Below are 20,032 nucleotides of genomic sequence, written 5' to 3'. Positions count from 1 at the left end.
GCCGGGAGTCAGCCCACCCGCTCCGCCAGGAAGTCCTCCCACGTCCGCGCACCCACGGACGTCCCCTCGCCGAGCGACAGGTTCTCGCCCGCCCGGTACGCGAGCCCGGCCTTCCCCGGCACACGGACCGGCATCATCAGCCGGTGCTTGCCGCGCGCCTGCAGGTATCCGCGGCTCAGTTCGGCCACTCCGTACACGTTCGGCCCGGCCAGGTCGGGCACCAGGCCGGCCGGCTTGCCGAGCGTCAGCTCCACGAGCCGGGCCGCCACCTCGCGCGCGTCGACCGGCTGGAACCGGAGTCCGCCGGGCACCGGTATCACCGGCAGCTTCGTCATCTTCTCCACGACGGTCAGGACCAGGTTGTTGAACTGGGCGGCACGCAGCGTGGTCCACGGCAGGCCCGAGCCGGCCACGGCCTGCTCAGCGCCCAGCTTGGACTTGAAGTAGCCGATCGGCACCCGGTCCGCCCCGATGACCGAGATGTACACGAGGTGCTGGACTCCGGCTCGCGACGCGGCCCGTACCAGGTTCCGGGTCGCCTCGTCGTCTCCCTTGGGGCCGCCCGCGAGGTGCAGGACCGTCCCGGCCCCGGCCACCGCGGACTCGACGCCCTCGTCCTTGAGCAGGTCGCCGGTCACGTACTCGATGCCGTCCCCGGACTCGTGGCTGTGCCGGCTCAGGACCCGTACGTGACACCCGGCGTCCCGCAGGAGCGGCACGACGAGGCGGCCGAGCGTGCCCGTGCCGCCGGTGACCAGAAGGGGGGAGGTGGCCATGGTCGTCTCCAATTCGTTCGTCCGGGAGTCGAACTCCCGTCACAATCAGCGAGGTTTCGCGGGTCTGCTGATATGACCCGCCATGGGGAAGGAATGTGACCGGATGGACGAGCGCGCAGGGCTGACGGAGCGTTTCGAGGAGGACCGGACCCGTCTGCGAGCCGTGGCGTACCGGATGCTCGGTTCGGTGAGTGAGGCCGATGACGCCGTTCAGGAAACCTGGTTGCGCCTCAATCGCACCGACACCAGCGGCGTCGAGAACCTCAGCGGGTGGCTGACGACGGTGACGGCGCGGGTGTGTCTGAACATGCTTCGGGCGCGCGAGTCCCGGCGCGAGGATCCCCTCGCCGCACTCGTGCCCGAAACGGTCGTGGACCAGGAGGACGGACGCGACCCCGAGGAGGAAGCGCTGCTCGCGGACTCGGTCGGACTGGCGTTGCTGGTGGTGCTCGACACACTGACACCGGCCGAGCGAATCGCCTTCGTGCTGCACGATCTGTTCGCCGTGCCCTTCGACGAGATCGGCCCGATGATCGAGCGTTCCCCCACGGCGGCCAGACAGCTTGCGAGCCGCGCCCGCCGCCGGGTCAAGGGGGCCACCCCGGTGCCCGACGCCGACCTGGCCAGCCAGCGTCACGTGGTCGACGCCTTCCTCGCTGCCACCCGTGGCGGGGACTTCGACGCACTGGTCAGGCTGCTCCATCCGGACGTCGTCCTCCGGGCCGACCCGGCGGTCGTGCCGACCCCCGAACCGATCGTCGTCCGCGGCGCCCGCACCGTCGCCCAGGGCGCGATGGCCGCCATGGGCCGGGCCCGGTTCACCCAGCCGGGGCTGGTCAACGGCGCGGTGGGTCTCGTCATGGCTCCGCTCGGCCGCCTGGCCCTGGTACTCGGCTTCACGGTCACGGCGGACGGGATCACCGAGATCGACGTGATCGCGGACCGGGGCCGCCTCAGCCAGGTCGATATCGCCGTGCTCGACGCCTGATGGGCGCTACGGAACGGAGGTGTGGCTGATCGGCGTGCGGCCCAGGCCGCTGATCAAGCCGGAGGATCTCGAGAGCTTTGCGGCGGCCGCGGGGGTGGCGTCGGCGTTGGCCTGCGGCAGTCCGCCGCCCGACGGCCCAGGAGCGCTGACCTGCCGGTCGGTCTTAAGCTGGCCCGGTGACGCTTGAGGACCTCGTACGGCTGCGCCGGGCCCGGGACATGATGGACCGCGACTACGCGCGGCCCCTCGACGTCCCGGCACTGGCGCGCGTCGCCCTCATGTCGCCCGGGCACTTCTCCCGCAGCTTCCGGGCTGCCTACGGGGAGACCCCGTACAGCTACCTGATGACCCGCCGTGTCGAGCGGGCCAAGGCGCTGCTGCGGCGGGGCGACCTGAGTGTGACGGAGGTCTGCTTCGCGGTCGGCTGCACGTCGCTGGGGTCGTTCAGCTCGCGCTTCACCGAGCTGGTCGGCGAGAGCCCGAGCGCGTACCGGGCCAGCCGCCACGACCCGGGCGCGGCCATTCCGGCATGCGTCGCCAAGATCCTCACGCGGCCGGTCAGGAACGGACCGGTCAGGATCGGAGAAGCGGAAACCGCCGACCGCCCGTAGCGTCGAAGGCATGAACATCAAGCTTTCCCAGTGCTTCATCGCAGTCGACGACCATGACAAGGCGCGGAGGCGCTGCCGCGGCTTGTGATCGCCTGGGAGGCGGTTGCGGGAACCCTGGGTGACGCAACGTCAGGCGGGGCGCGCGACAGGTCGCCGGACGGATCAGGAATCGAGAAGCGTCGGTCACCGACCCGCAGCTAACGTGACGGCCATGGACATCACCATTCACACGGCCTCCCTCCCGCATGACGACCCGGACGCCGCCCTGGCCTTCTACCGCGACACCCTCGGCTTCGAGGTCCGCAGCGACGTCGGACACGGCAAGATGCGCTGGATCACGGTCGGCCCCGTCGATCAGCCCGGCACTTCCATCCTCCTGGCGCCGCCGGCCGCCGACCCCGGGGTCACCGAGGACGAGCGCCGCACCATCGTCGAGATGATGGCCAAGGGCACCTACGGCTGGATCCTGCTGGCCACCCGGGACCTCGACGGCACCTTCGAGAAGGTGCAGGCCGGCGACGCCGAGGTCGTCCAGGAGCCGACCGATCAGCCCTACGGCGTTCGCGACTGCGCCTTCCGCGATCCTGCGGGCAACCTGATCCGCATCCAGGAGCTTCGCTGAGCCGTTCGGTAATCGATCTCCCTCGGTGGCCGGCGTCGCGACCACTGCGAAGAATGCGGCGGCCGGCGCTTCCGTGCTCCTACGTCCCGGGCGAGCCGACCACCGGCCCCCACCTGGCCGCCGCCCGCTCCACCCTCAGCATGTACCCAGATCCTCGCAAACATGGATGAAAGGAGTTCTCTCATGTGTCATCCCGCGTGGATGCGCGCACGTACCGCTGCGCAGCGCCTGAGCGACCTCGCGCGACTGCGCCGCGTCCGCGACCGGATCGACCGGGAGTACGCGCAGCCGCTGAACGTCGAGGAGCTCGCCCGCGGCGCGAACATGTCGGCCGGGCACCTCAGCCGGCAGTTCCGGCTCGCCTACGGCGAGTCGCCGTACGCCTATCTGATGACGCGTCGCATCGAGCGCGCGACGGCGCTGCTGCGGCGCGGCGACCTCAGCGTCACCGAGGTCTGCTTCGCGGTCGGCTGCTCATCGCTGGGCACCTTCAGCACCCGCTTCACCGAGCTGGTCGGCATGCCGCCCAGCGCCTACCGCCGCCGCGCTGCGGGCGCTGCGGCGGGGATGCCGTCGTGCGTGACGAAACAGGTGACCAGACCGGTCAGGAATCGAGAAGCACCGGCGGCCGAGCCGCAACTAGCGTGACGGACATGACCTCCATCGAATCCATCACCCTCGAGGTGGCCGACCCCACGGCCGCCAACCGCTTTTACACCACCGCCTTCGGTTTGGACACGCAGCTGCGCCTGCGGGCCTCCGAGGCGCCGACGACCGGCTTCCGCGGGTTCACGCTGTCGCTCACGGTGTCCCAGCCGGCCACAGTCAACAGCCTCGTCGACGCAGCCCTCGACGCCGGTGCCACGCTGCTGAAGCCGGCCTCGAAGTCGCTCTGGGGCTACGGCGGCGTCGTACAGGCCCCGGACGGGACGATCTGGAAGGTCGCGACCTCGGCGAAGAAGGACACCGGCCCGGCCACCCGGGAGATCGACGAGATGGTGCTCCTGCTGGGAGTCGCCGACGTGACCGCGAGCAAGCGGTTCTACGTCGACCGCGGCCTCGCCGTGGCGAGGAGCTTCGGCAGCAAGTACGTCGAGTTCGCCGCTGGGTCGGGTCCCGTCAAGCTGGCGCTGTACAAGCGCCGTGCCCTTGCCAAGGACGCCGGCGTCCCTGCCGACGGCACCGGATCGCACCGGCTCGTGCTCGGCGGCGACGCCGGGGCTTTCACCGACCCGGACGGGTTCGCCTGGGAGGCCGCATCGCTGGCAGGCACGCCCTGATCCGTCACCGCTGCGGTTCGGGTGCTGTCGCCGCCGAACGGATGTGTTCGCTTGGTGTCCACGGGGCCCACGAGACGGGCGGTGTGCGCGAGGCCATCAGGGCGCTGGAGGCCGTGCCATCCGCGAAGCCCGCGGCCTCGATGGACCGACCGATGACCGACGGAGCCCCTCCCTCGGAGGAGGGGCAATCCACGATGTGACTGGAGGAAGCATGACAGGCACGCCGCCGCGTGGGCTCGAGGAGAGGCTGCGGGACACTCGCGCGAAACTGGAGACCGACGTCGATCTCTGGGTCGCGACGCCGGGCTCCCCGGGCGTCCACCTCATCCCGCTCTCGTACCTCTGGGATGGCACCGCGTTCCTCATCTCGACGCCGCGTGCCTCGGTCACCGGCCGCAACCTGCTGGCGGACGGCCGGGTGCGACTCGGCCTCGGGCCGACGCGCGACGTCGTCGTCGTCGACGGCACCGCCGAGCCGGTGGACATCGCCACCCTCGCGCCGGAGACGGGCGACGTGTTCGCGGCCAAGACCGGTTTCGACCCGCGCGAACTCGACGAGCCCTATCAGTACTTCCTGATCCGGCCGCAGCGCATCCAGGCCTGGCGGGAGGCGAACGAGCTGCAGGGACGAGACCTCATGCGCGACGGCCGCTGGCTCGGCTGACCGCCGCACGGGAACGCGGACTCCGTAGCTCCGACCTGGCTCTTCCTGCGGAACGCGGTGTTGCTGCGTGACCTTGCAGGGGTGTCAGGTGGCCGGCCTCCTCCGCGGCACCGTCGCTGCTCCCACCCGGACAACAACCGATCAGTTTCGAAGAAGCCACTGCCGCGGCGGATTTTTAGCAATCCTCCTGGACCGCCGGCATCGCCGTACGCGGCGCGTCACCGCTTCGGGAGGAGCTTGTCCGTCCACAGCGGACGACAAAAGGCAAAGGCAAGGAGGTCTCCCACTCCTTGCCGCTTTCAAGATATAGCGCACCGGGGGCCTTGCGGCAAGACCCGGGTCGTGCTGCAGAATCTCCGGTCGAAGCCAGAACCTGCGGAAATCAGGGATTCGCGAAGCATGTGTGCTTTTGGCGACGTATGGGTCTCGCGGGACGTCGAACCGCCGGTGGGACTCGCGGTGCGGTTGCGGGCACTCGGCGCGCAGGTGCGGGTGTGCGCGCCGCCGCACTGCGCGGAGCAGCTGGCGAAATGCAACCTTGTCGAATGGGGGGTTTCATGATTGACGTGATCGTGGTCGGCGGTGGACCGACCGGCTTGATGCTGGCCGGCGAGTTGCGGCTGCACGGCGTGCACGCGCTCGTGCTGGAGAAGGAGGCGGAGCCGACCGGGCTGTCCCGCGCGCGCGGCCTGCACGCGCGCAGCGTCGAGGTGATGGACCAGCGCGGTCTGCTGGAGCGGTTCCTCCCGCTCGGCGAGCAGTTCGCGGTCGGCGGTTTCTTCGCCGGCATCGGCAAGTCGTGGCCTGACCGGCTGGACACCGCACACTCGTACGTCCTCGCCATCCCGCAGAGCATCACCGAGCGCCTGCTGACCGAGCACGCCACCGAGCTCGGCGCCGAGATCCGGCGCGGCTGCGAACTGGTCGGGCTGAGCCAGGACGAACACGGGGTGACCGCCGAGCTGGCCGACGGCACGCGGCTGCGCTCGCGCTACCTCGTCGGCTGCGACGGCGGCCGCAGCACGGTGCGCAAGCTGCTCGGCGTCGGCTTCCCCGGTGAGCCCGCCAGGGTCGAGACGCTGCTGGGCGAGGTGGAGGTGGCCGTGCCGCCGGAGACGCTGGCCGCCGTGGTGGCCGAAGTCCGCAAGACTCACCTACGGTTCGGCGCCATCCCCATGGGGGACGGGGTGTACCGCATTATCGTGCCCGCCGAGGGGGTGGCCGAGGACCGCACGGTCCCGCCGACCCTTGAGGAGTTCAAGCAGCGGCTGCGGGTGTTCGCCGGCACCGACTTCGGCGCGCACTCACCGCGCTGGCTCTCCCGCTTCGGCGACGCCACCCGGCAGGCCGAGCGCTACCGCGCCGACCGGGTGCTGCTGGCCGGCGACGCGGCGCACATCCACCCGCCGACCGGCGGGCAGGGGCTCAACCTCGGCATCCAGGACGCGTTCAACCTCGGCTGGAAGCTGGCCGCCGAGGTGGGCGGCTGGGCACCGGAGGGGCTCCTGGACAGCTACCACACCGAACGGCACCCGGTGGCCGCCGACGTGCTGGACAACACGCGCGCGCAGATGGAGCTGCTGTCCCCCGAGCCGGGTCCCCGGTCAGTGCGGCGGCTGGTGTCGGAACTGATGGAGTTCGAGGAGGTGAACCGGTATCTGATCGAGAAGATCACTGCGATCGGGGTCCGCTACGACTTCGGCGAGGGGCATGAACTGCTCGGCCGGCGGTTGCGGGACGTCGGGCTGAAGCGCGGTCGCCTCTACGAGCTGATGCACGGCGGCCGCGGACTGCTGCTCGACCAGACCGGCCGGCTGTCGGTGGCGGGCTGGGCAGACCGGGTCGACCACGTCGTCGACGTCAGCGAGGAACTGGACGTGCCCGCGGTACTGCTGCGGCCGGACGGCCACGTGGCGTGGGTCGGTGAAGATCAGCGGGATCTGCTCAGCCGGCTGCCCAAGTGGTTCGGCGCTGCCGTCAGCTGAGCGCGCAGTCGTGGCTGTCCGTTCCCGGTGGGGATGAACTGGCGCCGTGCCTCTGAACTGGGCGTTTCCAGTTCCGCTGGGACGATTCGGTGCGCAGGCGTCCCGATGCAACTGAACACGTGGGAGGACGGGTCAAGGCGAACGGAGAGCTCCCGTTGGTTCTGATCGGCAAGACGCTCTTGATCTGGTGCTGTTCAGCCTTCCTGGGACTGCAACAGCGAGTCGTCCCAGTCATTCGATGACACATGCAGTGTCAAGGACCTGCCACGAGGATCGATCCAACGAAACAGGGCGTCGTTGTGGAGGGCCCGGCGCAGTGAAGCTGCACACCGATTGTCCGGTCTCGGTCAGGGGTGCCTTACGGTGGGGCATGAGGGCCTTCTGTCGTTCGGTGGAGATGTCGTAATCCACACCGAACCCGGAAGGCCCTCACTCGTTCAAGATCACCCGACCGTGATCACTGTCGCCAACCTCCGTGGACAGAACAGCTAGGACTTGTCCGGGCGATCGTGCACGGCTCGTGCGATGAGGTCGTGGACCAAGAACTCTCCGGGCACGCGGTTCTCTTTGAGGCGGTCAAGATTGTCGGGGCCGAACCATCCGTAGGCGGAGTGCTTGGACCATTCCAGAGCGGGATGGTCCAAGTCGCCTTCGACCTCGACGAGATAGTCGGCCTCATGACGGAGTCCAGCGCCGTCGTCTCCGGTCCAGGTGCTGGTGTTAAGAAATCGCCGCACGTGGCGGAGGCACCAACCGGTCTCTTCCCCAATTTCTCGCGCGAGAGCCTCAAGGAGGGTTTCTCCGGCCTCGACATGGCCGCCCACGATGTCCCAGGTATCAGGGAAGAGGCGGCGATTCGGGCTTCGCTTCTGGGCGAAGGCTTCGCCGTTGTGGTTGAGGATGACGGCCCCCACGGTCCAGACCTCGCCGGGTGCGGGCACGGGCAGCTCGACGTCGTGGTCCACGCTGAACGACTGGTTGTGTGTGGGCATGGTCGACAGCGTAGGCCGGGCGTTTCCACGGTTTGTCTCCTTCGTTGTTCCCGGCATGGGGCGGGGTGATCTGAGTGATGCCGAGTGGGAACGGTTGCGGCCGTTCCTGCCGGGGGCCGCACCACCAGAACACCAGGGCGAAACACCGTGGCAGAGCCTGCGCGGCCGGCTGGTGGAGGTGGCGCACCAGGTGAGGGCCTGGGCCGCTCGCGCGGCGGGTTCACCACGAAGCTCCATCTGAGCGCGGACGGCCGCTGTCGCCCCTTGTCTCTCATCGTCACGCCAGGACAGCGGGCGGATTGCACGCAGTTCAAGGTGGTGCTGGAGAAAGATCCGCGTCCCCCGGCTCGGGCCGGGCAGGCCCCGCAGGAAGCCGGACAGCTTCGCCGCGGACAAGGCGTACAGCAACAGTCCCTGTCGCCAGTACCTGCGGCGAAGGGGCATCCGGCACACCATTCCGGAGTAGACCGACAGTCAGGCCGCCCGCCTGCGCAAAGGCTCACGCGGCGGACGGCCGCCCAGCCTCGACGAAGAGCGGTACAAGAAAGGCAACACTGTCGAACGGGCTATCAACCGGCTGAAAAAGTTCAGAGCGGTAGCAACCCGGTACGACAAGCGCGACTACATCTTCCTCGGCACCGCCACCGCCGTAGCCCTCGTCATCTGGCTCCGCACATGATCGACCGGACAATTCCTAGCCGGAGGGGCAGCTGTCGCAGATGGATTGCTCATCCACGGCACGGAACGGCCGGCTGCATATCCCGCAGAGGCCGGGAAAGGCGACGGCGAGGCATGTCGTGATCAGTAGACCCGCGGTCCGGCGTCGGTGGCCCGCACCGCGGTGGCTGCACCGACCGGATCTTTGCCCTTGAAGACGACCTCGCAGGAGTACTTCGACTTCGCATTCAGGGGCACCAGTACGGCGTCGGGAATGTCGTTGCAGAGCGCATAGTCCATGCTGTCGCCGCCGTTGCCGTAGAGCAGGCGCGCGACGCCGTCGCGGGTAAGGATGCCTTGGCGCGGCACCGCCTCGAACTCCACCATGTTGTCCGACCAGCCGGGCTTGTCGCCGACCGTCACGTCCCACTCCACCTTGAGGCCCTCATAGGCGGTCGTGCAGGTCACCTTCGTACCCCCCTTTGGCTCCAGGCCCTTGGGACACGTGGCGGTGACCTTGCCCGCCGCCCGGGCCATGTCCAGAGTCTTACGGCGCAGCTCGTACGCCAGGTTCTCGCCGAACGTCGCGTTGCCGTCAGGGGATGGCTTGAGCTCCTCCTCCGGCAACGTAGGCGGCTTCGTCAGCCTCTGCGGTAGCACGGTTCCCACCGGTGCCGGCTTGGCGCCGGCATCGTTGGAACCCGAACCCTCGCCCCCGCACGCCGTGGTCAACAGGCCTATCGCAGCAGTAGTTACCACTGAAATGATCTTCATGCGCATGCCTGTCATTTTACCGAGGGAGCAAGCAGCGCCGAGTGGAGCGCGCGGGTAGGACTCCCGGCGCGACACTGCCGTCGACCAGCCACACCGCGGCAGCGGATGAACGTCTGCGTGGGGCACTTCGGCACTTCGTGGCAGCCGCAGGACTCACCGACGGCTCGGTGGTGTCGGGGGCGTCTGAACTCGGACCCACTTTGGTCGGTTGAATCGTGACCCGTGTGGCGTGTGGTTATGGTGGTTCAGTCGGTTTCTGTGGTGGCGGTGGGGACGCGGCCGAGTTGCCGTCCGCGTCCGCGCATGCGATACGAGTCGCCTTTCAGGGAGTGGACGTCGGCGTGGTGGACGAGGCGGTCGATCATTGCTGCGGCCACGGTCTCGTCACCGAAGACCTCCCCCCAGCGTCCGAAGGGCTTGTTGCTCGTGACGATCACGGATGCCCGTTCGTATCTGTTCGAGATCAGCTGGAAGAACAGGTTCGCGGCTTCGGCTTCGAAGGGGATGTAGCCGACCTCATCGATCTATGCGGATATCGGCATAGATCGACGAGCTCGGCTACATGGAACTTGACCGCCGAGGCGCTGAACTCCTGTTCCAGGTTCTGACCGAACGCGAGGAGAAGAACAGCGTCGCCATTGCCTCCAACGAGTCCCTCGGCGGCTGGACCAAGACCTTCACCGACCCTCGCCTCTGCGCGGCCATCGTCGACCGCCTGACCTTCAACGGCACGATCATCGAGACCGGCACCGACTCATACCGCCTCGCCAGCACCCGAGCACGAGCCGAGGAGCCCGCCAAGGCCATCTGACCTCTGCCGCTATCTGCCACGGCCAGCCGCCCTGACGGACGGCTGGCCGTCCCGAGTTTGCGGTGTCCTTCGAAGAGGTCTCAAGAATCGAGTATGGCGGCGACAGCCTCGATCTCGACGAGCTGGCCCTCATAGCCGAGCACGGTGACGCCCATCAAGGTGCTGGGGACGTCATGGTCAGCGAACGAGTCGCGGACTACCTGCCAGGCGGCCACCAGGTCCTCCCGCCGGGCCGACGCGACGAGAACCCGTGTGCTGATGACGTCTTGGAGTGATGCACCTGAGGCAGAAAGAGCAGCCTGCATGTTCTCGATCGCTTTCGTTGCCTGGCCTGCGTAGTCCCCGATCGCTGCCGTGGAGCCGTCATCGTTCAGCGGACACGCCCCAGCGAGGAAGATCAGACGTGACTCGGCGGGCGCCGTGGCCGCGTAGGCGTACTCGGCGACGTCGGACAGGGAGGCGGAGCGGATCAAAGTAATGGCACGAGCCACGGTCGTGGGGCCTTTCTCCTCGGGTACTGAGCGCGGACATCCTGCCAGCGCCCCAGCGGCCCCCGCCTCCCCTTTTATCGCCGCCCCCAGGGCAACGCCATCATTTCTGCTCGATATTCATGACCCGCATGATCACCAACTGACTCCGGAACCAGTCGACAAACGCTGTTCCTAGAGATCAACGAAGCCAGTCGCTTTGACCGTCACGACCGCCGAGGCGGAACAGACCTACCGCTTCGACCGTCCGGCCACCGTGATCACCGGCCCCATCGGCACTGGCAAGTCCAGTCTGCTGATGCTCTTCAAGCACGCCCTCGGCGGCAGCGCCATGCTCACCCCGGCGGTCCGCGACCACGTCCTGTCGGTCCAGGCCGAGGTCGTGGCCGGCGACGAACGTGTCGTCCTCAGGCGGACCATTGAGGGAGACACCGCCGACACCGTGGATCTCCTCGATCCACACTCCCTCGCTCTGGAACGCACCCTGCCTCTGCGGGCCTCGGAAAGCGTCACCACGCTCTCCGACTACCTCCTGGACGCGCTCGGCTTCCCGCGCGAACAGATCGCCGCACGGCGAGAAGGAGCAGCGCGGCCGCAGAACCTCACCTTCAACGACCTGTACGCCTACGTCTACCTCCAGGCGCGCGAGATCGACCGTCAGGTCGTCGGTCACCTGGACAGCTGGTTTGAGACCAAGCGCAGAGAGCTCTTCCGCCTGATGTTTGGGCTCACCGACAGCGCGCTCATGGAGCTCAAGCGCACCAGGAACCAACTCTTGGACACGCTGAAGGCCAGAACCGCCGAGCACGACAACGTCAGCTCCTTCCTGGCAGCCTCCGACCCCCGCAGCGACGACGAACTGCGGGCCGAACTCACTCAGCTGCGCGACACCCTGGAGCGGGCATCGTCCGCCCTGGCCAGCCTCCGCACCGAACTTGAGGAACAGACCGCCGCCGACACCGCGCTGCGTGACGAGCTGCAGAACGCCATCCGCGCCGCCCGGCAGACCGAAGAAGAAGTGTCCGCGGCCGCCGACCTCGTGGAGGCGCGGCATGCCGTCGTCGCTCAGGTACAGCTCGACCTCTCCCGTCTCGCACGGTCGGTCACGGCCATCGACCAGCTCTCCCCCTTCGAGTTCGTCGTCTGCCCGCGGTGCATGCAGTCGCTGGCGGCCCGGGCCGTCGAGGACGGTCACTGCCTCGTCTGTCTCCAACCCGACCCAGTCGAGGCCGACATCGACCCGGCTGCCATCGAAGAGACACGCATGGCCCTGCAGCAGCAGCTTGAGGACGCACAGCGCATCCAGCAGTCGGACGAGGCGCACCTGCAGACCGTCCAGGAGCGGTCGCAGCAACTCAGCTTCGCCGTCACCAGCCTGCGCCGAGAGCTCGACGCCCAGACCCGTGATGCGGTCGCCCCGCGCTTCGACGCCATCGCCGAGGCCAGCTCCCGCGTCGCCTCGCTCAAGGCCAGCATTGATGCCATCACCCAACTGCGCGAATCCTGGGCACGGGTGCGCACCATCGATGCGGACATCCGCTCACTCAAGGCCGACCGCCGGCAGGTCAACAAGGACATCAAGGAGAAGTCCGAGCAGCTCAAGGCCAGCCAGACTCTGCTCGGTGACCTCAGCACCGAGTTCAGCCGACTGCTCACCAGCTGGAACCTGCCCTGGGTCGACACGGCCGTCATCGACCGCGACACCTACCTGCCGGTGGTCAACGGACGGCCCTTCGAGACCCTGCAGGCCTCCGGCGGGGGCATCGCCACCTCCGTCAACCTCGCCTACAGCCTCACGCTCCTTGCCTTCGGACTCGACCACTCCGACGTCCTCGTTCCATCGCTCCTCGTGATCGATTCACCGCGCAAGGCCTTCGGCAACAACGCCTCCGACCGGCAACGCGCGGCCGAGATCTACAGCCGCTTCAGGACGCTGGCTGACGCATATGGCGAACGCTTGCAACTGATCATCGCCGACAATGACCCCCGCCCATCACCAGCGACTCCTTCGGCAAGGTGGAGTTCGACTACGAGAACCCCATGGTGCCCGGCGTGGATCATCCCGGCCCTGATCAGGTCACTCGCATCGAAAGCCAATCGGATAGCTAGTCGCGCAGTGCGGGCAACTGCGGATGCTCCCGAACCCGCGGCGGACACAGGGGAGGGGGAGTCAGCCTTACCTCGGGTGCGTTTTGAGCGTCAGTGCGTGTTTGAGTTCTTCAGCTTCAGCCTGCGGCTCTCCCAGGCCACCAGTGCTAGGGCGTCGTCCCGCTGAACGAGACCGGATGATCCTGGCCTGCTCAGACCGATTCTGGAAGGGGACCAAGATGCTTGACGACACGCTCTCGCAGCAGTGCAACACCGCAGGTCAAGGTCACGCCGGTCGACCGGTCTCACCGATAGGTGTACGTAGGGGGTTCCGTTCCGTACGCAGCATCCGCTTGGCGTGGTGGTCAACCGGCCCTCGGTGTGGCCTGACCGATGATTTTTCCGCGCCGTGCTGGTCTGTACGCCGAATACCGACTCACGGGAGGCTGACGCCATGCGGAAACTGACCTTTGGCATGAACCTGAGCCTGGACGGCTACATCGCCGCGCCCGGCGACGACCTCGGATGGAGCGTGCCGAGCGACGAGCTGTTCCAGTGGTGGTCCGACCGGGTGGGGGCGACGGGCCTGGCGCTGTATGGGCGCAAACTGTGGGAGACGATGAGCTCCCACTGGCCGACCGCCGACCAGCAGCCTGGCGCCACACCGGCGGAGATCGAGTTCGCCCACCGCTGGCGGGACATGCCGAAGGTGGTGTTCTCCTCGACGACCAGCACGGTCGACTGGAACACCCGCCTGGTCACCGGCGACGCGGTCACCGAGATCACCCGGCTCAAGGCCGAGGATGGCGGCCCCATTGACATCGGCGGCGCCACACTCGCCGCAGCGGCCATGCGGGCCGGCCTGATCGACGAGTACGTGCTGGCCACCGCACCGGTCTTGGTGGGCAGCGGCACGCCGTTCTTTACGGCCCTGGACAACTGGGTGAACCTGACCCTGGTGGAGACCCGGACGTTTCCCGACGGCGTGGTCCTGACCAGGTACGAGACCAAGCGCTGAGTGCGTGTTTGAGTTCTTCAGCTGCAGCCTGCGGCTCTCCCAGGCCACCAGTGCTAGGGCGTGTTGCGAAAGTCCCGTTGTTCGCCCGGAGGGCGGGCCTTGCGGCGTCTGGTGCGTGCTCTCGGCGTGCCGGGCGGACGTTCTCGTACGGACGTACTTGGGCTTTCGCCCGGTGCGGCGAGAGTGCGTGCCAGGGGCCGGCGAGGCAGGCGGGACTTTCGCAACGGGCTGTGAATGATCACGGTTCATGGGTCGGGGAGATCTCACGGACGAGCAGTGGACGGCGCTGGAGCCTTTGCTGCCGAAGGGTGCCAAGGCGGCCGCCCGTCTGGCCACGGCGGCAGTTGATCGACGGCATACGGTTCCGTGTCCGGACCGGTGTTCCATGGCGGGACGTCCCCATCGAGTACGGGCCGTGGAGCCGGATCTACGACCTGTTCCGCCGATGGCAGCGGAACGGCACCTGGCAGCGGATCCTCACCCAGCTCCAGTCCCTGGCCGACGCGCACGGTGCGATCATGTGGGACCTGAACGTCGACTCCACGGTCTGCCGCGCCCATCAGCACGCGGCCGGGGCTCGCAAGCAGAGCGACCTGCAGAAGGAACCACCGGGCGGCATCTTCACCGAGCCTTGTGATCACGGGCTGGGAAGGTCACGCGGCGGGTTCACCACCGAGCTCCACCCGGCAGTTGAACAAGGTCAGAAGCCGATGTCGATCGTGGTGACGGCAGGACAGCGCGGGGACTCGCCGCAGTTCGAACCCGTACTGGAGAAGGTCCGCGTGCCCCGCATCGGGCCGGGCCGGCCACGCGTCCGTCCCGATCGGGTGCGTGCGGACAAGGCCTGTGCCTCCCGCAGAAACCGCGCCTACCTGCGCCGCCGTGGGATCCGCTGCACCATCCCGAATAAGGCCGACCAGGCCCGTAACCGCCAGAAGCTCGGTTCCCGCGGCGGCCGGCCGCCACACTTCGATCCGGTCGACTACCGCGAACGCCACGCGGTCGAGTGCGGGATTAACCGCCTCAAGAGACACCGCGCAGCCGCCACGCGCTACGACAAGCTCGCCGTCCGCTACGAGGCGACCGTCCTCGTCGCTGCCATCAACGAGTGGCTGTGACCCTCGGCCTTCACGTGGTGGGGTCCACGTTCCACGCCGCGGGCAGATCGCTGCCACAGAAGACGCAGACGAAATCGTCCTCGCGCACGATGTTGTGCTCCTGGCAGTCGGGACATCGCCGGAATACGACCTCGTGGGTGAAGCCGGAAGGCCGCCGGAGCTCTACGGCGTCCAGGGCACGGACGACCTCCGCCCAGGAGCTGACATCCGGGCAATATCCGGTGGACTGGTTACTGACCTCGCTCACGGTCCACCGGTCTGCCTCGCGCATGAAGCTGATCTCGCCGGCGCTCAGAACCATGCCTCCGCCGGCACAGGCCACGTGCTCGCTTCGCCGCGGCGCCAGCCGGAGCACACCATCCACACCGATCACGAAGCTGAACGGTTCGGCCAGCTCCACCGCCGATTGCTCCACGATCCAGCCACCGAAGTCAGCCGCCGAGCCGATCCGACGCCCGCCATCACCCGGCCGGACCGCTGCCTTCAGCTCGTCCGGTCCGACATATCGATAACTCCGCCCCCGCCCACTCACGTCGGCCAACCTAGAGCACTTCCGACACACGCCATAGTCGTCTCCGGGCCTCCTCGCGCGTGGACCCGGCGACGGCTCACTGAAGCATGCGGTGCGCGCGCCCAACTCGGTATGGCGCGAATGCCGGCGTCCAGGTCCAGCGGCGATCCCTGTGTCCCCGCTCAGCCGTCCGAACCGGTGTCTGTCGCTTCGCGTGCCGCGGCGAGGGCTCGCTGCCTGACTTCGCCGAACAACTGGATCATGGTGGCGGCCAGGACGTCGTCCCTGTCGATGGTCCGCCCGTCTCCCGTGCGGGTGGACAGGGCCAGGACGGACTCCGGCACGGACGGGCGCGTGTCAGCCCGTTCGCCCGGCGTCATCAGGGTGACCGTGCCGAACCGTTTGATCCCGCCCTCCCGGACGACCATGGCCGCGTCCCGGGCGAGGTCCGTCAGGAACACGCTCGCGAGCCCGTCCAAATCGCGGACCATCGCCGGGACAGCTGCCGTACCCCGGTTGCGCAGCAGCTTCTTGATCCCGGCCTCGAACCTGTGGGCGCCCACCACGGCACTCGCCTTGCGTGACCTGCTGCGCTTGGGAGCGTGTACGACGACACCCTCGGCGTCGTACAGGACGCCGGTCAGCCCCTTGAACGTAGGGCTGTGGTGGTACCACCTGTCTCCCACCTCCAGCTCGACGTCCCGGCCTATGGCTGTCACAAGGTCCTTGGGAAGCAGCTTCTTTCGGGCTTCCTCCTCCGCCGCTCGCAGCGCGCCGTCAATGATGTCCGTCAGTACTGTCCGCGTCACCGACGCGGCAGCCCGAGCGGCCGACCGCGAGACGTGCAGCGGGGTGACGTCCCTGAACACCGCCTTGACGAGAGAAGGCTTGAACGATGGAACGTCCATGCCCGCGGCGGACGCGGAACCGGTGCGCTCGGGAAGGAACGTGAACAGCAAGCGCGGCAGCACACGAATGCCCAGCTCTTCGGCCAGCTCCCGCGCGGCGGCCTGCTCATAGGACTCACCGACATCCACGGCGCCACCGACCACGACCTCGTAGAGCCCGGGGAAGCGCGACAGCTGCTCCGACCGCCGGTGAACGAGGATCCGCCCATGCTCATCACGACACACCGTCACGGCGACCCGGTGCAGCCAACCCTCCCGGATGGCCTGCCGGCGGCTGACCACCACCCCCAGCACACGATCTTGGTCGTCGACACGCTCCACCAGTTCGTCCACGACGCACACCCTGGCAGAGCCCACTGACAACGCCGCTTCTCGGAGGCCCGTGGAGGCCGACCCAGGAGGACCTGCACCAGGAGGCCGAACGCGGATGACGACAGTTGTCGTGCAAATACGACACCTATCGTGCTCAGGCTCAAATCGGTGTGACTCGCAGCGATAACTGTCACCGAGCGGGGCATCTGACCTGGTCCTCTCGGTCGAGTTCGCAGCGATAGTTGTCACCAGTTGCTCGGGCTAGTTGTCACAAGGTTCGTGTTCGCAGTCGGGTTGTCACCAATTTCGAAGCGTGCCGGTGCGGGCGCCGTGGGCGGGCGTTTGCTTGAAGGCATGGCCGACGAGGACGGACTGCTGCCTGCGGCAGACCCTGAGGCGGGGGCGGTGTGGTCGCACCGCTGCCGCTGGGACGACCTGCTCGTACGGGCGTCGGTTGACTCTGGACGTCAGGATCTGGATCTCTCGGATGGCTGGACTCGTCGCTGGGCGGTCACCTTGAACCTCGGAGGCGGCGAACTGATCGTGCCGGTCCGGGACCTTGCCCAGGTTCAGCTTCCCGCGGTCGGGCCGGTTCGCTGGTTCTCGTGGCATCGGCGGCAGCGCCACCGGCCCGGGCTTCAGTACATGGTCAGCACAGGGCGGCATCACGGCTTCGAGAGTCTGGAGGAAGCGAAGGTCCTGCTCGCGCTGGACTTCGCCGGCCAGGTGCGGGAGGTGGTCCCGCAGCCCTTGAAGCTGCAGTTCCGGACCGGCGGCGGGCCACGTGTCCATGTTCCGGACTTCCTGGTGCTGTCCCGGGCCGGGGTGTGTCTGATCGATGTCCGCCCGCTCGACCGGGTGCGTGCGAAGGACGTCGAGTCGTTCGCCGCCGCCTTTGAAATGGCACTGGCCTGCGGCTGGGAATACGTAGTGGCCGCAGGCTGGAGGCCGCACGTCTTCACCGGGCTGGACGCTTTGTCCTGCCAGCGCCGCCCGCTGCCCGATCCGCTCGGGCTGCGGGCGGATCTCTTGGAACGGGCTCGGGCCCGGGTGACGTTCGGGGAACTCGTGGCCGCTTCCACGGTTCCGGCGCTGGCTCGGGCGGAGCTGCTGCACCAGCTCTGGCACCGTTCGCTCGGTATCGATCTTTCTGTCCCGCTGAATGACCGCTCGCTGGTCGAGCCGGCAGGTGGGGCCCTGTGAGTCCTGCGCTGGTGCTTGATCTCGCTCCGGGGGCCGGGCTCGTCCTGGACGGGGTGGAGTGGACTGTCGAACGGCACGAGCCCCATCTGGGGCGGGTCGTGGTACTCGATCCGGCGGGAGCCCGGCAGCCGCTGACCTTCCGGTTCCTCGTCAACCATCCGGCTTGTCGGCCGTCCTCGCGCACAGCGGCCGATGGCCCGGACCGTGGACGGCAGCCCGCGTCCGTGGCTGATCTTCCGCCGGGGAGGCTGGAGTTGGTCCGGCTACGGATGGCCCACCTGCTGGAGGTGGGTACCGGGTTCCGTAGTGGGAATCCGGAGGATCCCAGGCCGGGGGAACCGAGGCCGTGTTACGACCCGGCCGTCACCACGCTGACCGAGCGGCGGTGGGCCAAGGTCGCCGAGCTGGCGGCGATGGACCGGCAGGAGGCCCGGCTGCTGGGACTGGACCGGGTCGGTTACCGCACGCTGATCCGCTGGGAGCGTGGCCGTGAGCGGTCCGGGCTGATCGGATGCGCCGATGACCGGTGGCTGCGGCCGGGCGGGCGCCGCCCGAGTATCGGCCCGGAGATCCGGGAGGCGATCTTCGCGGTCCACGCCGAACTGCAGGGCCGGTCCCGGGTCGGGATGGCCACCCGCACCCGCCTGGTCCATCAGTACGTACGCGAGACCTACGGGCCCGACCTGCACGTCCCGTCTTACAACACGCTGCGGCAGGTCTGGCACGAGTGGTTTGGCCCCAGCGGGTCACGGCCTCGCAACCTGGGGGCGGCTGATCTGCCGGTACGGTCCGGGCATGTGCTGGTCGACCGTCCCGGGCAGGTGGTCGCGCTGGACACCACGGTGCTGCCGGCGATGGTCCGCGAAGGTGTCTTCGGCGAGCCGGTCAGGGCCCACCTGACCCTCGCGCTGGATGTGTTCACCCACTCGCTCTGCGCTTTCCGGCTCACGCTGGTGTCGGACACCGCGGTGGACGCGGCGATGTTGCTGCGGGACGTGATGCTGCCACTTCCGATGCGGCCGGAGTGGGGGCCGGAGATGGAGTGGCCGTATCCGGGGCTGCCGTCCGCGCTGGTGGCCGAGTTCGCCGGCCATCCGGTGGCCGGGCTGCCGTTCTTCAGCCCGGAGACAGTCACCACCGACCACGGGTCTGTCTATCGCAACCACCACCTGGTGGAGGTCGAGCGGAAGCTGGGCTGCAACATCCTTCCGGCCCGGGCCCTGCGGCCTCCGGACAAGCACGCCGTCGAGCGGGCCTTCGGCGCGATCAGGACGCTGCTGTTCGAGCACCTGCCCGGCTACACCGGCGTCGACGTCGCCGACCGCGGGGCCGCCCCCGAGGACGAGGAGGTGCTGACACTGGAGGAGATGGAACACCTCGTCGCCACCTGGATCGTGGGGATCTGGCAGCGGAGGCAGCTTGGCGAGTACGCCCCGGCCTGGGACGTCGGCGGCAGCCACAGCCCCAACACCCTGTTCGCGGCATCCTTCGAGCAGACCGGTCTGGGGCTGCGGCTGCCGCAGCCGGACCTCTACTACGAGCTGCTGCCGTCCCATCCCATCTCTGTGCTGCGGGAGCGCGGAGTGAAGATCAGGGGCCTTTGGTATTACGGCGACGCGCTTGAGCCCTACCTGAACGAGCGCTCGGCCCGGGGCGGGAGGTTCAAGGGCCGCTGGTGCGTCCACCGCGAACCGCGCGACCGCCGCACCGTGTTCTTCCAGGACCCCCTCACCCACGACTGGCACGAACTGCGCTGGACCGGACTGCCCTCAGTCGGCACGGTCCCCGCGTTCGGCGACCGACGGGTCTCCGAGCTACTGGCCGCCGCACGCGAGGCAGACATGCGGCCCCGCACGGATGCCGAACTGCTGCCCCTGCTGCTGGAGATCCTCGCCGCCCGGGCCCCGGTCAGCAGCTGGAAGACGGCCACCACCCGCTCCGAACGCATCAAACACGCCCGGGACGAGACCCAGGCCCGGGCCGCCGCCGAGGACCGGGCCGCTGCCCGGGCCCCCGTCTCACCAGTGACCCCCATGCCGCAGCGCGTCGAGCAAGCCGTCTCCGGCCTTGATGCCGAGCGCCGGCACCGCCGCGAGGAGGCGGTGACAAGACGTCCCACCAAACCAGCTCGGCTGGGAGCCAGTTACCGCACCGGCAACCTGTTCCTGCTGCCCGACGACGACACTGACCACCCCGAGCCCGACCCGCCGGACGAGGGAGCGTGAG

Annotated in this window: 19 protein-coding genes and 2 pseudogenes; 13 read left to right on the top strand and 8 right to left on the bottom strand. The window is 68.3% G+C overall.

Going from position 1 to position 20,032, the window contains the following annotated elements:
• Positions 1-8: 8 nt before the first annotated feature.
• Complete coding sequence (locus ACWD6R_RS20165; RefSeq protein WP_451819937.1) at positions 9-776, bottom strand: SDR family oxidoreductase; 768 nt, start codon at positions 774-776, stop codon at positions 9-11.
• A 103-nt stretch (positions 777-879) separates the two neighbouring features.
• On the opposite strand from ACWD6R_RS20165, the gene ACWD6R_RS20160 reads away from it, so the two are divergent.
• The 7 genes from ACWD6R_RS20160 to rox all read left to right on the top strand — a co-directional run bounded on the left by ACWD6R_RS20160 (position 880) and on the right by rox (position 6,926).
• On the top strand, positions 880-1,764 hold the full coding sequence (locus tag ACWD6R_RS20160; protein WP_451819936.1) for a sigma-70 family RNA polymerase sigma factor: 885 nt from the start codon (positions 880-882) through the stop codon (positions 1,762-1,764).
• A 176-nt stretch (positions 1,765-1,940) separates the two neighbouring features.
• Positions 1,941-2,375: a helix-turn-helix transcriptional regulator gene (locus tag ACWD6R_RS20155; RefSeq protein WP_451819935.1), complete on the top strand. Its 435-nt coding sequence runs from the start codon at positions 1,941-1,943 to the stop codon at positions 2,373-2,375.
• Positions 2,376-2,586: 211 nt separating this feature from the next.
• Positions 2,587-2,997 carry a VOC family protein gene (locus ACWD6R_RS20150; RefSeq protein WP_366691793.1) on the top strand — a complete coding sequence of 137 codons (411 nt, stop codon included), beginning with the start codon at positions 2,587-2,589 and terminating at the stop codon, positions 2,995-2,997.
• Between the two features lie 183 nt (positions 2,998-3,180).
• Positions 3,181-3,645, top strand: a complete 465-nt coding sequence (locus ACWD6R_RS20145; RefSeq protein ID WP_451819934.1) for a helix-turn-helix transcriptional regulator — start codon at positions 3,181-3,183, stop codon at positions 3,643-3,645.
• Between the two features lie 5 nt (positions 3,646-3,650).
• Entirely contained in the window at positions 3,651-4,277 is a 627-nt protein-coding gene (locus tag ACWD6R_RS20140) for a glyoxalase (RefSeq protein WP_451819933.1), read from the top strand.
• Positions 4,278-4,488: 211 nt separating this feature from the next.
• Complete coding sequence (locus tag ACWD6R_RS20135) at positions 4,489-4,941, top strand: pyridoxamine 5'-phosphate oxidase family protein (protein WP_451819932.1); 453 nt, start codon at positions 4,489-4,491, stop codon at positions 4,939-4,941.
• Between the two features lie 557 nt (positions 4,942-5,498).
• Positions 5,499-6,926: a rifampin monooxygenase gene (gene rox, locus ACWD6R_RS20130; RefSeq protein WP_451819931.1), complete on the top strand. Its 1,428-nt coding sequence runs from the start codon at positions 5,499-5,501 to the stop codon at positions 6,924-6,926.
• A gap of 488 nt (positions 6,927-7,414) precedes the next feature.
• Here the strand turns inward: rox and ACWD6R_RS20125 are convergent, their stop codons facing one another.
• The 3 genes from ACWD6R_RS20125 to ACWD6R_RS20115 form a co-directional block, all read right to left on the bottom strand.
• The gene (locus ACWD6R_RS20125; protein ID WP_451819930.1) at positions 7,415-7,918 is read right to left on the bottom strand and encodes an NUDIX hydrolase; all 504 of its coding nucleotides are present in this window, start codon (positions 7,916-7,918) and stop codon (positions 7,415-7,417) included.
• 801 nt (positions 7,919-8,719) lie between these two features.
• Positions 8,720-9,355, bottom strand: coding sequence for a hypothetical protein (locus ACWD6R_RS20120; RefSeq protein ID WP_451819929.1), 636 nt, complete (start codon positions 9,353-9,355; stop codon positions 8,720-8,722).
• A gap of 239 nt (positions 9,356-9,594) precedes the next feature.
• Entirely contained in the window at positions 9,595-9,873 is a 279-nt protein-coding gene (locus ACWD6R_RS20115; protein WP_451819965.1) for an ATP-binding protein, read from the bottom strand.
• Positions 9,874-9,893: 20 nt separating this feature from the next.
• On the opposite strand from ACWD6R_RS20115, the pseudogene ACWD6R_RS20110 reads away from it, so the two are divergent.
• Positions 9,894-10,160, top strand: a pseudogene (locus tag ACWD6R_RS20110) (ATP-binding protein); the annotation flags it as partial.
• A gap of 80 nt (positions 10,161-10,240) precedes the next feature.
• On the opposite strand, the gene ACWD6R_RS20105 reads toward ACWD6R_RS20110, so the two are convergent.
• Positions 10,241-10,651, bottom strand: a complete 411-nt coding sequence (locus ACWD6R_RS20105) for a RidA family protein (protein WP_451819928.1) — start codon at positions 10,649-10,651, stop codon at positions 10,241-10,243.
• A 196-nt stretch (positions 10,652-10,847) separates the two neighbouring features.
• On the opposite strand from ACWD6R_RS20105, the gene ACWD6R_RS20100 reads away from it, so the two are divergent.
• From ACWD6R_RS20100 to ACWD6R_RS20090, 3 genes are all read left to right on the top strand, one after another.
• A complete protein-coding gene (locus ACWD6R_RS20100; RefSeq protein ID WP_451819927.1) occupies positions 10,848-12,923 on the top strand; it encodes an AAA family ATPase in 2,076 nt (691 codons plus the stop codon).
• Positions 12,924-13,190: 267 nt separating this feature from the next.
• Positions 13,191-13,754 (top strand): dihydrofolate reductase family protein, encoded by a 564-nt coding sequence (locus tag ACWD6R_RS20095; protein ID WP_451819926.1) that lies wholly within the window; start codon positions 13,191-13,193, stop codon positions 13,752-13,754.
• A gap of 247 nt (positions 13,755-14,001) precedes the next feature.
• A protein-coding gene (locus ACWD6R_RS20090) for an IS5 family transposase (protein ID WP_451819925.1) occupies positions 14,002-14,872 on the top strand; the annotation gives its coding sequence in 2 pieces (ribosomal slippage) (positions 14,002-14,058 and positions 14,060-14,872; 870 coding nt in all).
• 10 nt (positions 14,873-14,882) lie between these two features.
• On the opposite strand, the gene ACWD6R_RS20085 is transcribed toward ACWD6R_RS20090, so the two are convergent.
• The 3 genes and pseudogenes from ACWD6R_RS20085 to ACWD6R_RS20075 all read right to left on the bottom strand — a co-directional run.
• On the bottom strand, positions 14,883-15,404 hold the full coding sequence (locus ACWD6R_RS20085; protein ID WP_451819924.1) for a hypothetical protein: 522 nt from the start codon (positions 15,402-15,404) through the stop codon (positions 14,883-14,885).
• A gap of 161 nt (positions 15,405-15,565) precedes the next feature.
• The gene (locus tag ACWD6R_RS20080; RefSeq protein ID WP_451819964.1) at positions 15,566-16,291 is read right to left on the bottom strand and encodes a hypothetical protein; all 726 of its coding nucleotides are present in this window, start codon (positions 16,289-16,291) and stop codon (positions 15,566-15,568) included.
• Positions 16,292-16,324: 33 nt separating this feature from the next.
• Positions 16,325-16,624 (bottom strand): annotated as a pseudogene (locus ACWD6R_RS20075) (NUDIX domain-containing protein); the annotation flags it as partial.
• 333 nt (positions 16,625-16,957) lie between these two features.
• On the opposite strand from ACWD6R_RS20075, the gene ACWD6R_RS20070 reads away from it, so the two are divergent.
• Together ACWD6R_RS20070 and ACWD6R_RS20065 are read left to right on the top strand one after the other, a co-directional pair.
• Positions 16,958-17,806, top strand: a complete 849-nt coding sequence (locus tag ACWD6R_RS20070) for a TnsA-like heteromeric transposase endonuclease subunit (protein WP_451819923.1) — start codon at positions 16,958-16,960, stop codon at positions 17,804-17,806.
• A complete protein-coding gene (locus ACWD6R_RS20065) occupies positions 17,803-20,031 on the top strand; it encodes a transposase (RefSeq protein WP_451819922.1) in 2,229 nt (742 codons plus the stop codon). The genes ACWD6R_RS20070 and ACWD6R_RS20065 overlap by 4 nt, the downstream gene beginning before the upstream one ends.
• The last annotated feature ends 1 nt before the right edge of the window (position 20,032 follow it).

The organism is Streptomyces sp. NPDC005151 (genome assembly GCF_053599875.1).
This window is presented reverse-complemented; position numbering and strand designations above follow the sequence as displayed.